The organism is Mesorhizobium sp. B1-1-6, from assembly GCF_006443035.1.
GTDB lineage: Bacteria > Pseudomonadota > Alphaproteobacteria > Rhizobiales > Rhizobiaceae > Mesorhizobium.
This window is the reverse complement of the sequence record NZ_VFWR01000005.1, coordinates 1-13,299: the sequence shown is the minus strand read 5'-3', so window position 1 is coordinate 13,299 and position 13,299 is coordinate 1. Positions and strand designations below refer to the sequence as shown.

The window sequence follows — 13,299 nt, the reverse complement described above, 5'->3', positions numbered from 1 at the left end:
GCCAAGGTTGAAGCGGCCTACTGGAGACCTGTAGGGCGCGTTTCGGCGGATGCGCGGGCGGATAATTGTGCTTCCGCTGAGCGAAACATGTCCTCGAATCCAAGCTCGGTTTCAAACACGGTGCTTCCCAGGCTGATCGCCAGAACGTCCTCGGTCCCCTTGGGCGCGAAATAGACCCGCGCGACGCTTGCCCGAATGCGCTCGCCAATTTCCGCGGCCTCCGCTTCGGTCGTACCTGGAAGAAAGACTCCGAACATCGATGTTCCTATGCGACCTACCATATCCTCCTTGCGGACCGAAGACTGAATGGCCGAGGCGACGAGCCGCAAGGCCTCATCGCCCCAATCTGGACCGAAGCGAAGATTTATGGAGCGAAGGTGTTCGGCATGAATCACCAGGAAGGCACCCGAGCGCGGCCCTGGCGCTGACGGCCTGGCCGCGCGCCGCTCGACCATCGAGGTGAAAACCGGGCCGTTCAGGCAGCCTGTCACCCTGTCATAGGTCTCGGCCCTGTTGAGCTCCCGCCGGTAGCCGCGGATCTGGGCCTGTTTCAAGCCGATCAATACGAAAAGCGGCAGACCGATGATCAGAGGCAGCAGCAGCGCAGTGACCATGCTGCGCCCGAACGGCGTCAAGACATCGCTGAACAACAGCAGGTAATTGAGGCCCACGGAGAGGGCAAGGCTGCCAACGGTCCCCAGGAAGGCGAGCCACGCGACACCCTTCCATACCGGCTCTGTGGCGGTCGTTTCGGCTTGTGCCATTACCAATCTCCTGTCAGATCGGCGAGCATAGCGCCGGCATGCGCAATTTCAGTTGCGGCAAACCATACAATTTGATCGATGTGCGAAACGTGAATCGATTTTCGCCTATCGCGGCGGGCCGAAAATTCCCACCTCCGCGTCCTCGGCGACTGCTTGCGCCTTGCCATAGATGCCGGTGGGCAGCGTGATCGCCCAGCCGTTGGACACAAGCCAGGCGCCGACATCCTGCTTGCCAAGGTTACACGGCGCGGCAATGGCAAAACGCTCGACCTCCGGCGGCACGACACACTTCAGCGCGCGTCCACGCAGCCAGGAATTGAAGGCGGCGCGTGCGTGCTGGCCGCAAGACCAGGCGACATCGTGAAACGAGCAGGTGGCTTCCGGTTCTATGCTGGCCACACCACTGATGGCCACTTTGCGTCCCATGGATTCGAAAGTCGCCGATGACGTTGCTATTGGCCGGAAGAGCAGGGTTTCACCCCAATCGCCTGGCATCGGCGTTTTAGGGGGCACGGCGAGGCCGAGATCGCCGAGCGGAGGCCGGGCTTCGATCCGCTCGATCTCGGACAGGTCAATTGGCGGCGGTGCGACAACATCCTCGGCAACCCTGCGCGCTTCTCGCCATCTTCCGACGAGAACAGTCGCCTCCGACCGGGTTGCTTGCCCGGCATTCTCGACACGGGTCGCAAGGGCAGGCCGGTCGGTCGCAAGCAAGGCTCCGGCATGCATGATCAGGGCAATCCCGAACAGCAGCTCGAGGCCTCCGACCGCAATGACCAGGCGGGCACATCCTGGCACGTCCATCACGCCGGCGCAGCGTTCGTTAGCGGGCGGTCAGAACCCCGAGGTCGATTTGGCAACCAGTTTGAGCGCACCCTTTTCTATCCGGTAGAATGGCATCGATCTTTGGCTGGATCCATCGGCGCGAAAGCGGAACAGGCCGGTCGATCCGCGAAATCCGCTCGGATTTTCGAGCACCTGTTTGCTGAAGCCGTCAGGTCCGACCGCGCTGGCAATCCCTGCCGTCAGCGCAACCATATCATAAGCGTAGGCTACGTTGACGTCGGCCGGATAATTGTATGTCGTCCTGAAGCGGTCGGCGATCGGCCCGGTTTCGCCCGGATCGAGCGTTGCGATATAGGCTCCCTCGAAAGCTGGGTCCATGGGATGCTCCAGCCAACGGCTGGTTCCGACGACGGAGGTCGCTTTGCTCGCAATGCCCTTTGATTTGAGGGCGGCAAGTATAGGCGAGGGGCTGGCCTCCCCGCTGGCAATGATGACCGCGTCGGGAGTGTCCACGAGCGAGGCCATTTCGTCGACCGCCTTGGCGGCGCTGTCGCCGGCCGAATATGGAACAGTGACGGCGAGCGTCGCGCCATAGATGCTGAGACTGTTGCCGACCCGCTTCTCGACCGTGCTGGCGTTCGAGCCACCCGCGACAAACAATACGAATTTTTTTCCGCCTTTCGCGGCGATGCCCGCGGCACCCGCCGCCGCACTGTCCGCTTCGCTGAGGCGCACGGCATAAACACCGGCGCCGCCCGCGAAATTGTCGGCAAGCGCCAATACGGGCGGCCGCTTCGATCCCGACAATGTGGCGATATGCTGCGCTGCCGGCAGTTCGGTCGGGCCGATGACGACTTTCGTGCCGGTCGTCAGGGCCTGCAGCGCCAATTTGCCGGCCTGTGCGTTGTCGCCCTTGGTGTCCTCCACGGTCAGCGTAAGCAACCCATTGCCGATATCGGTCATCGCGAGCTTGGCGCCATCGAGCATCTTGCGGCCATTTTCCCCCGCCGTTCCCGGGGCGGATAACGGCAGCAGCATGGTAATTTTCGTCGAACCGGTACCCAGCGACTGGGTTGCCTGGGCCGGGCCGGCGCCCTCGGCGCCATCCTGCCCGGCAGGCGCGGCAATCGCCGCCGGATCGAGCGCTTCGGTAACGCCCCCCTTCGACTGGCAGCCCGACAATACCGCAGCGAGCGCGAAGGCGGTTGCCCAAATCTTCAGCCCACGGACCCGTCGGCCAGCTTCCATGATTGTCCCACCCTGTTCACCGCCGGTTTATTATTCCCGGTCTGGTCTCCGACGCATGTTACGGCGAACTGGTCGTGCCGTCCTGTTTTTCTTCAGCCGCCGAAGAGCCGAGCCCTCAGCGCCCCGATCCGTCGCGCTTGCCCTGAGAAGGTATCGCGGTCCGACGAAAACGCGGAAACGCCGAACGTCGCCATCGGCAACGGCGCGGTCGGCTGATAGCTCGCGAACGCCTTGAATGTCTGTCGCATGCCACACTGCGGTTGCGTCACAATGGATCGGCTGCGCCGAGCCGGACGACGTTGTGCCATGGGAGGCTGCTCCAGCCGGTCGGCGCAAGCCAGCGTGACGACTTGGCCAATGCCGGCCACGGCGATCGCCTTCAGGAGTTGATCCGTCCGCTGCCATGGTGGCCAACAGGCGCAGGTTGCCTATCCGGTCAGTGCATGTACTCGACCATGCGATCGTGGAAACACTCGCATTTGTTGAGCGTGTCCTCGTCCTTGTAGTTCGTCTTGAGATAGCCGTAAGCCATGCCGCAGGCGACCTTGGCTTCCGAGGCCCAGACGAAAACCGGCCGGGACGAATTGATCCACTCCGAGCTGTTGGCGACGGCGACCGACTCGTCCATCAGCTTCACCACCTGATCCCTGAGATCGACGATGTTGTCGTTCAGCACCAGGTTGGAGGTGCCGACGACACCGCAATAATCGCCCGTGGGTCCTTCGATGATGTCGGCGGCATTGAGGCCCGTCGACAAGATCGACAGCAGCCCGGCCCCGAAAGCCACCCGCAAGATTCTGTTCATGTTGCTTACCCCGTTCCTTTCGCCCCTTAGGCTACGTCCTGCTTGGTACCATGGCTGTCGTCATAGAGTATTTTGACCGCTTCGGCGGCACTGTGGAACGTATAGTTCTCCAGCACCGCCACCGTGTGATAGTTGTCGCCGCCGCCATTGGTGTCGACCTTGACCTCGGCGTTCGCCGCATTGGCGGAGGACTGCGCGATCTCCACGAAGCCGCCGGCTTCGAGATCGGTGACGCCGGCCAGGCCCTTCAGCAATGCCGTAAGATCGATCTGGTCGCCCTTGGCCCCGTCATGGAAGTCGGCGATCAGGTCGGTCACCTCGAGAGAGCCGATGGCGAAGGTCTTCGTGCCGTCGGAGGCGACGGTCGGCTGTGCGGGGGCACCGAGCGAGGTGTCGAGTTCGACCTCGACATAGTTGCCGGTGGTGCCGTCGGCCATCTGGAACGTGCCGTTGCCTGTCACGGTCTGCCCGTCGATTTCGCCCACGGCGGGGCTGGCCGCCGTGCTGATCGAGACGATACCGTTATCCGCGAGGTGCGACAATTCCCCGGCATCGCTGATGCCGTTGGTATTGGCGTCCTTCCAGATCAGCAGACTGCTGAACGCCGCGTCATTGTGGTCGATGAGGCCGTCATGATTGCCGTCGAGAGAGGCCAGCGCGGCCGCGCCGCTGGCGAAGTTGCCGCCGCCGAAGCTCGGCGTGAACAGTTCCTTGCCGTCATCGATCTTGCCGTCATGGTTGAGATCCATCGCCAGCATGCCGTCATTCGAGGTGTTCCAGGCGATCTGGTCCTTGGCCCCATCGCCATTGATGTCGAACTGGACGCCGTGGCTGAGGTCGGAGAAGGTGAAGCCGTTGTGGTTCAGATCGAGGATGATCGGGTCGACGGTGCTGTTGTAGGCGACGAAGTCGGAGGCGGTGAGGGCCGTTAGCTGCGCCAAGCTGGTGATGTTGTTCAGGGACGCCACTTGGATGCGGCCGGGGCTGTTGTCCCAGTCGGTATCAAACCAGACTTCGCCGTGGCTAGTCGTTGAGTTGAAAACGACAATATAGCTGTTCTGAGAGTTGTTGCCTCCAGTGTCTCCGGTGATTTGAGCCGTTGTCTGAGCACTGCTTATCAATATCACCTTGGTGTCGTCAGCCCCCACAATGCTGTCGACGTTCGAACGCGTGACGAAATCGCTGCTATTGAGGGCCGTTCCTGCCGAGCTGCCAATGGTATTTGCGAAATCGACGCTGCCGCTTCCGGTCGAGCCCGTATCGAGGAAGCCGATTTTGTCGACTCCAGTTTGGAAGTCGGTAATCGCATCCGTTCCGGAGTTGGTGGCCAGCCGGAACTGATCCGTCCCACCATTGCCCGTGAGCGTGTCATTGCCCCCGGCGGCGTTGATGGTATCGGCGCCTGCACCGCCAATGATCGTGTCGATTCCCGAAGAACCGATGATCTTGAAACCCTCTGTCTGATTGGACAGGTTGAGGGTTGCGGCCGAGGTCAACTGTATCGTCTCTATGCCAATGATCTGGGCATCGCTTGTGCTCGTGAAAGCCGCGCCGATCTGCAGCGTGTCCGTGCCCCCACCGCCGGCTAGCAGCGTGTCGTTCTGGGCACCGATGATGGTGTCGTTGCCGGAACCGCCGGTGATCGAATCAGCACCAGCCGAACCAGTGATCGTGAACCCTTCAGTCTGGTTGGACAGATCAAGAGTCGCCGCTGCCGTCAGCGTCACATTCTCGATATTGGCAAGCTGTGCGTCGGACGCACTGGTGAAGTTTGCCCCAACCTGCAGGGTATCTGTTCCGCCGCCGCCGTTGATCAACAGATCGACCTGATCCGCGATGATCGTGTCACCGGCGGAGCCGCCGAGGATGACGTCGCTGCCGCCTGCACCGTCCAGCGTGCTCGCACTATCGTTGCCAACGACGATGTCCCTGCCGCTGGTTCCCGATACGGTGCCAGCTGTGTCCTGCTGGTAGGTGACTGTACCTGTATCGGTCAGCGATCCATCGCTCACTGTATAGGTAAAGGTCCCACCGGCGCTGTTGTTGTCGTCTATATTGATCTGGCCAGAGTTGTGATTGAGAGTCGTGAATCCGTTCTGTGCAGACGCGCCGGTGATGCTAAGCGTGTTCCCATCTGGATCGGATGCAAACGCCAGCAAGGCAACGTCCGCCACCGCGAATGCACTCCCACCGTAGTTTGACACCACTGTCAGATCAGCCGCAACGGGCGCATGGTTCAGAGGAGCAATGCTGATCGTCGCCGTATCGCTGGCGCTGAGATCTGCGCCACCAGTATTGCCGTTGTCATGTACGGTGAGCATCAGTGTGGCTGTCGAAGCCAGATTGTCGACATAGGTGATAGACCCGGCCGAGCCAGAACCTGTGCTCACACCGCCGAGCAGATTGTTGATTTGCGTCACGGTGCCGGTGATCGTCAGCGTTGACGAACCGCTGCCTGAGACAGCCGCGCCACTGTTGCCGGCCGACCCTGACAGCGTGCCCTCGGTGACCGACAGGGTCACCGTCATCGAACCGCCGCCGGCGTCGACGTCACCGATAGACAATCCGGTTCCCGAAAGGGTGAGACTCGTCTGCGCGGTGGCCGCATAGGTCGTCGGCGTTATCGTCGACGTCGGTGGATCGTTCACCGCCGTCACACTAATCGTGGCCGTCGCCGGGGTGCTGTCCTGCAAGCCGTCGTTATCAACGGCGGCATAATGGAACGTGACCTGCCCATTGTAGTTGGCGGTAGGGGCGAAGTGGATCGTCGATGTACCCGCCGGCACGGATCCATTGAGCGCGATCGCCTGGGTATGTGCGGCATCCAGATAGAGCGTGCCATTGGTCGGCAGGCTGGTGATCTTGAAAGAAGTTACCGTCCCATCGCCGTCGGAGCCCGCCAGCGTGACCGCAATATCCAATGCGTCTTCTGCGCCGCTGGCTGAAACAGCGTTCGTTTCCGGATGCGCCGGCACCACCACATTGACCGTCAAGGTCGAGCTCGCCTTGTCGCCGTCGCCATCCACCAATGTGTAGTTAAGGCTCTCGGTCGTATTCGAGGCGACATTGGTCGGGCTGGTATAGGTCCATGCGGCGGTGTCGAAATGGAATGAGAAATGTCCGCCGATTGCCGTGGCAATGCCCGTCACCGTCGTCTGGCCGGTGATTGTGCCGGTGATCGCACCGGTCTCCGTGATTTGCGAGCCCGCCCCCGTCGCACCGTTCCAAGTGTAGGTCGTACCATTGACCGTGATCGAATAGACATGCCCGCCATCGGCGCCGAAATGGTCGTTGCCGAGGAGATTGCCGTTTACCTCACCAGGTAACGAAGCCGACAGCGTGGCCGACAATATGGTCGGATCCTTGACGATCTGCGTGCTGTCTTCATCACGCTGCGCGACTTCGTCAAGGAAGCTCGTATTATTGATATCGCTGAAGCCGACGGCATAGACGTGATTGACCGCGGGATAGTCCGGGTCGTTCCCGCTGTCGTTGAGGAAGTTGGTCCATGCCGCCTGCTGTGCCGAGGTCAGGTGGGTGCCGCCAGTCGGGTCGCCGTCGGTCAGGAAGTACAGATTGGTCTGGTCCGCCGCGGGATGGCTAAGATTGGCGTAACCATTGCCCGTCGTGCCGCTGACCAGACTCACGGCGCTCGCGTAGTTAGTGCCGGCCGAGGTCGAGTTGATCGCTGCAATGGCCGAAGCCGCTGCTGCCGGATCCGAATACTGCCCGATGAAACTGCCGCTGACTCCGAAGGTATAAACCGTGATCTGCGTGAACGTGACATCGTTGCTCGCGAGGAAATCCGCCACGGCCGACTTCATCAGCGCGAGGCGCGTTTGCCCTGTGCCCGGGACGGTATCGTTCATGCTCTGCGAGAAGTCGAGCACAAGGATCGCGTTCATGGTCGGCTTGGTGCCAGCCACGGCCGTCGCGGTATCCGCTGCGACAGTCGGCATATCGTCGTCGATCTTGATGCCGACCGTGCCGTTGGCGTGGTCGCCATTGGAGTCGGTGATGGTGTACCCAAGCGAAAGATTGATGTCGTTCTCGCCGCCGCCTTGCGGGTGATCGACCTCCTGCAGCAGCGTGAAGTTATAGGTCGCCGCTGTCTGGTTGACCTCGATCTTGAAGGCGGCGTGGTTGGCTGCGGCCGTCGCGCCGGACGTGTCGGTCGTGCCGTACAAGGTGTGTGAGGCCGTGTCGTAGTAATAGTGGAGCGCGACACCGTCATGCTTCACTGTGAAAGCGCCGTCCATGACGGTGTCGCCATTGGCAACGTCGAAGCTGAGCGAGCCATGCCCGTCCGGCCCATAGCTGCCGAGCGATATGTCCGCGGGGTTCGAAGTCGTATCGTCGCCCGTGCTATTGGTGTTGTGGACGCCCGCGGCAAGATCGTCTTCGTCGACCACGATGCTCGACGAGGTGGCGGTCGGCTGACCGGTGCTGTCGAGCCCGACGGTCAGCGTCGCGGTCGAGGTGTCGCCGTCGCCGTCCTTCAGCGTGTAGGTGAACACGTCGCTGCCGGCCAGGCCGGAGACACGGGTATAGACGTAGCTGCCGTCCTCCTGCAGAGCCAGCATGCCGAATTGGCCGCTGACGACGAAGCCGCCGCCAGCCACATCGGTGTCCGATCCACCAGAGCCAGTGACGCCGCTGATCTTGGCGCCGTCGGCACCCAGGGTGTCGATACCGGTGCCGTGCAGACCTTCGTTGGTGCCGGCGCCGTCTATCACATTGCCGAGGATCGAGCTGCCTATGATGCCAGTGCCGAAGGAATCGGTGTCATTGTGGGCCGTTGGGCCATCATCGCGTATCGCGATGTCGAGCGAAGAGGTGGTGCTGCTGCCGTCGGTGTCTGTAACGACAACACCGTAGTTCGCAAACACCTGATCCTGGAGGCCACGGTCACCGGGCGTCGCATCCGCCGTTGTATTCGGATGAGTGACATTGTCGAGCAAGGTGAACTTGTAGGTCACCGTGCCGCCGGTCGCGTCTCCGACAAAGCTTGTCACCTGGAGCAATCCGTAGGCCGGGCCGCCCAAGATGGTCACCGGCGCTCCAGGCGAGGCGGCCTGTAACTCCGACAAGGTCAGCGCTGTGGTCCCGATCGTCATCGTGACCAGGCCGTCGGGCGATGTGAAACCGAAGGCGCCGGTGTTGCTTTCCGACGGATCGAAATTGGTAGCCGGATTGTTGTCGTTTTCGCCAGATCCCGCAGGTTCGCCGCTACGGATATCCAGGCCCTTTTCATCGACGAACGTATCCCCGCCCGAAGCTTGCAGCGTCAGACCGGTAAGCGTCGTCAAGTAGTTGACGTCGACAGTGGTCGAGCCCGCCGTGACCAGATGCTCGTATTCGCTGCCCCCCGACTGCACCGACGCGATCGAATTGGAAATATTCGCCTGGTCGGTGATCTGGGCGTCCGTGTAGGTGTGGGTCACGGATCCTGTTGTAGCGCCGGTGGCGACTGTCACTGTCTCGCCATTGGCCAGCGTGAAGGTCAGTGGTGCGGTCGGTGCGACCGAACCAGGAGTGCCGGTCAGCGTCACCGTATAAAGGATCGAGCCGCCATTTTCCGAGACCGAGATTGTTGAGGACGTGAGCGTCGCCGTCACCGTGTTGGTAGTGTCAGTGACCTGCGCCGTCGCCGTTGCGGCGCCGACCAGGAGATGCTCGAAATTGCCACCGCTGGTGTTGATGATGGTCGCGGTCCGGCTCGACGCGTCGAGATAGACGTCCTCATCATTGCCTGAGGCAATCGTCAGCGTGCCGGTGGTCTGGCCGTTCGCGATCGTGATGTCGCCCTGGTTGGTTGTGATCGTGGTCACGCCCTGGGAGGCGTTCGACAGTGTTGCCGTGAAGACGTAGTTGGCCACCGCTCCTTCCGACACCGTCGAGGCGCTAAGGTTGACCGTCGTGTCGTTGGTGGTGTCGTTTATCGCAAAGCCGAAGTTGGCGGTCGACGTATCGCCGTCGCCATCCTTTACGGTGAAGGTGCCGGTTGCGGTGCCTCCAGTAAGATAGACGTCGTCGCCTTGCGCGGTGAATGTGTAGCTGCCATTCGCCATGACCGCCATCGTGCCGTGCTCGAAGACGATTGGCTGCGAGTAGCCATCGGCGCCGAACACCAGGGTCTTGCCGTTGATCTGCGTCACCGTCGCACCATCGGCGCCGGCGACGAAGTCCAGCACGCCGGTGACCGTTGTGCCCTCGGCGACGTTTTGCGAGGCACTTACACTTGCCGTCGGCGTGTCGTCATCGACATCGATCGACAGCGTGCCGGTGGCCGTGTCGTGGTCGCCGTCGGTGACGGTGTAGTTGACGCCGAACTGCAGATTGTTCTCGTCGTCGCCGGCAGGGTGCTCGATCGCATGAAGCTGCGTGACCGTGTAGGCGCCGGATGTGGTGTCGGCCAGATGCACCTTCAGCACGTCGACGACGACGCTGTTCTGCACCTGGCTGATGATCAGGTCGGTTCCTGAGTTCGAGGTCACCGAGAACCCGCCCGCAACCGGCAGCGTCGCGCCGGTGAGCAGCGTCGTACCGGCGCCGTCGGCGCCATAGCTGTGACCGAGCGTACCGGATGTGTGGGCTGTGTCGGGAGTGACATCGCCGGTGCCATCGGGATTGCCGCCCAGCCCGTCGTCATCGAGCTGGACCTGTGCATTCATCGCTGCGGCCGGCACGTCGTCCGCGACATTGACCGTAAAGCTCTGGGTGACGGAGTCGCCGTCGCCGTCGACGGCCTTGATGGTGAAGCCGAGCGGCAGCGAGGCGTCGCTGCCGCCGGTGTGGTCGTGGTCAAGCGGCTGCCAGAGGGTGAAGACAAAGGTCGGGGTGCCCACGCCGTTCAGGGTCACCATGAAGACGGGATTGGATACGGTGTCGCCTTGCTTGAAGGCGACGAGTTCCTCATCGACGCCATTGGCGGCAAGACGGACTGTGTACTCCAGCGAAACGCCGCCCGAGGTCAGCTCTTCGGGCGCCATGAGAGTGTTGCCGGGACCGCGCGCGAATTCGAGGTGGCTCGATCCCTTGTCGTCCGCATTCCAGTCGATGTTGAGATCGCCGGATGTCGGCTGTACCAGGGGCAGCAGGCTCTCCGACACATTGCCCGTACCCGCGGGGCTGGTGACGACCGGAATGTCGTCGGTGACATGCACGGTGAAGGTGGACGACGTGCTGTCGCCATCCGAATCCGTCGCGGTGAAGTCGAAGGACAGGGCCTTGTCGTTGTGGTCGGCTCCAGCCGGATGGTCGATATTGTCTTGCAGGTTGAACGAATAGTTGCCGTTAGTCTGATCGTTGATCGACACGGTGAAGATGGTGCGGATGACCGAGTTGTGCGTGGCGGTCGCCGTCAGCACGGTGTCGTTGCTGGACAGAGTGTAGGTGATGGCATCGCCATTGGACGTCAGGCCAGCCTGGACGCCGGCCAACGCCGGATTGAAGGTAACCGAGCGGTCGTGAATGCCGCTGTTGGGATTGGCGTCGTCGGCTCCCCACGAGATTCCCAGCGAGCCGGTCGCGGAGGCCGCGTTGAATGCGTTTGTGGAACCCGCTGCGGTGCTTTCCGCCACGGTGGCCTCCGCCGCAGCGATCACTGGCCTGTCATTTTCGACCACAATGTTCAACGTGCCGGCCAGGTTGACGCTGTCGCCGTCGAAGTCGGTCGCCTTGAAGAGCGAGCCGATGTCGATCGCCATCGTCCCGCTGTCGCCGGAATTGAGGCTATGGTCGAGGTGATCGAGCAGCGTCAGCGTAAAGGTGCCGTTGTTGTTGTCCGCAATCGTGAATACGGTGCGACCGTCCGCCGCGACACCATCGACGGCATCGACACCCACAACGAAATGAACCGCCGATCCCCCCGACGACACGCCCGCCTGAGTTCCATTCTTTTCGACGTTGAAGGAGAAAGTCGCGTCGTCATCAGCGCCGATCGAAAGCAGTGGGACGAAGGCCGATGCCCCAAACGTAACCGAGGTTGGCTGGCTGCCGCCTTCCGAATTTCCGCTCGACAGGCCGGTCAGCGTGTCTTCGTAGACGGTCGGAAGATTGGCGCTGCCGTTCAGCGCTACCGGAATGTCGTCCTCGATGCCAATGGTGAAGACGCCGCCGCTGGTGGTGGTGGTCGACGTATAGAGGAAATTTTCGGCGCGGATCTTGTCGCCGCTGTCGAGATCGAAGCGGATCACCAGATGGTCGAACGTGCCCGCCGGGTCGATCGTGACGACTGAGCCGTTGGCCGGCACAGTCATCGTTCCTATCTGGAAACCGGAGCTCCCGGAAACCGGCACGCCGGCGCCATTGTAGGCTTCCCAGGAAATTGTGCCCGAACCGTTGCCGTTGATGGTGAAGCTCACCGCGTCGGTGCCGGGCCGCGAGAAGATGAAGCCCTCATTGTCATGGATATGATTGTCGCCGATGCCGACGCCCTGACCCGAAACGTTGAAGGAATCGCTCCCGGCGCCATTGTTGAAATCGTGAGCCAAGGCTCCATTGAACGTTAGTCCGTCGAACGTAACGCCGCCCACGGTATAGGTGCCGTAATGGCCGGAATGCAGGCTCATGCCTGTTGTGGCTGTCGTGGTCGTCGTCTCGCCGGTGATCGCGATCGTGTCGCCGTCGGCGTCGGTGAACTGGAGCGCATGTGTGAAGTCGAGCACCAGCTTCTGGTTGTCATCGTTGGCGGGGGAGTTCGGCAGGTGGTCGATCTGGTCCAGCAAGGTGAAGGTGTAGGTGCCGTTCGGCTGGACATCGAGGGTGAAGACTTTGCGGTCGCCCGCATCGAGGCCGGGTGTTCCGCTCTCGACATAGCCGGTCAGCACCGTGCCGTCGACGTGGTAGACGATCGCCTCGCCCTTCGATGTCGCCGCCGGCAAGCCAGCGGGGTTCTGGATCAGCGAGAAGGAACCGGGTTCGTCCGCCCCGGCGGAGACCAGCGAGCTCAGCGAACCGGTCGCGACCGTGCCGAGGCCATCTCCGTCGGGATTGCCGACGGAATGACCATTCGAGTTCGCCAGCAAAAGCGCGTCCTCGCCGACATTGCCGGAGACGGTGGCGCTGGTCTGCACCGGAATGTCGTCGAGGACCTGGATCAGGAAGGTCCCGGCGCCAAGGGAGATGGAGTCGCCGTCACCGTCGGTCGCGACGATATACGAGGAAAGATCGATCGGGCTCGTCAGCTGGTTTTCGCCATTGTCTCCGGCCTGGCCGTCCAGCGTGGGATGATCGATCTGATCCTTGAGCGTGAAGACGTAGGAGCCGTCGGCACTCACGGTCAGCCGGAAGACCTCGCGGTCGCCGTCCGAGAATCCGGCGCCGTTTCCTGCCTCGGCATAACCATGCAAGGTGCTCCCATCGGATACGATGAGCACATGCGCGCCCTGCGACGTAAGGCCGGAATCCGCCGGCACGGCCGTCGAGGCAAGATGAAACGCCTGGGCGCCCGGGCCGTCGGCGCCGAAGTCGACGAGCGCGGTCAGCGCGCCGGCAGCGCCCGTGACGGTCGCGGAAAGGCCGATCGCTCCCGTCTCACCCGGCCTGCCGGCATCTGGGTTGTGTCCGGCAAGCCCGTCTTCGTCGACATTCGCCGTGATCGAGGCGGTTCCGACGGCCTTCGGCCCATCATCCTCGAAGACGATGGTCTGGGAGATGTCGGCGCTTTGTGTGACGTGGTCGCCGTCGCCATCG

The 13,299-nt window shown here is 62.1% G+C and carries 6 protein-coding genes; all 6 read right to left on the bottom strand.

From position 1 onward, the window contains the following. Window positions 1-17 precede the first annotated feature (17 nt). Window positions 18-764, bottom strand: a complete 747-nt coding sequence (locus tag FJ979_RS11450) for a GGDEF domain-containing protein (protein WP_140580999.1) — start codon at window positions 762-764, stop codon at window positions 18-20. 105 nt (window positions 765-869) lie between these two features. After that, the gene (locus FJ979_RS11445; RefSeq protein ID WP_140580996.1) at window positions 870-1,568 is read right to left on the bottom strand and encodes a thermonuclease family protein; all 699 of its coding nucleotides are present in this window, start codon (window positions 1,566-1,568) and stop codon (window positions 870-872) included. Window positions 1,569-1,598: 30 nt separating this feature from the next. Then, window positions 1,599-2,798 carry an ABC transporter substrate-binding protein gene (locus tag FJ979_RS11440; protein WP_140580993.1) on the bottom strand — a complete coding sequence of 400 codons (1,200 nt, stop codon included), beginning with the start codon at window positions 2,796-2,798 and terminating at the stop codon, window positions 1,599-1,601. 92 nt (window positions 2,799-2,890) lie between these two features. Beyond that, window positions 2,891-3,166, bottom strand: a complete 276-nt coding sequence (locus FJ979_RS11435; RefSeq protein WP_140498147.1) for a hypothetical protein — start codon at window positions 3,164-3,166, stop codon at window positions 2,891-2,893. 68 nt (window positions 3,167-3,234) lie between these two features. Further along, on the bottom strand, window positions 3,235-3,603 hold the full coding sequence (locus FJ979_RS11430) for a hypothetical protein (protein WP_140498145.1): 369 nt from the start codon (window positions 3,601-3,603) through the stop codon (window positions 3,235-3,237). A 26-nt stretch (window positions 3,604-3,629) separates the two neighbouring features. After that, window positions 3,630-13,205 carry a DUF5801 repeats-in-toxin domain-containing protein gene (locus tag FJ979_RS11425; RefSeq protein WP_246679305.1) on the bottom strand — a complete coding sequence of 3,192 codons (9,576 nt, stop codon included), beginning with the start codon at window positions 13,203-13,205 and terminating at the stop codon, window positions 3,630-3,632. Window positions 13,206-13,299: the final 94 nt, after the last annotated feature.

Coding starts and splice junctions, on each gene's coding strand:
- FJ979_RS11430 (WP_140498145.1), bottom strand. CDS start 3,603: ATGAACAGAATCTTGCGGGTGGCTTTCGGGGCCGGGCTGCTGTCGATC.
- FJ979_RS11440 (WP_140580993.1), bottom strand. CDS start 2,798: ATGGAAGCTGGCCGACGGGTCCGTGGGCTGAAGATTTGGGCAACCGCC.
- FJ979_RS11450 (WP_140580999.1), bottom strand. CDS start 764: ATGGCACAAGCCGAAACGACCGCCACAGAGCCGGTATGGAAGGGTGTC.
- FJ979_RS11445 (WP_140580996.1), bottom strand. CDS start 1,568: ATGGACGTGCCAGGATGTGCCCGCCTGGTCATTGCGGTCGGAGGCCTC.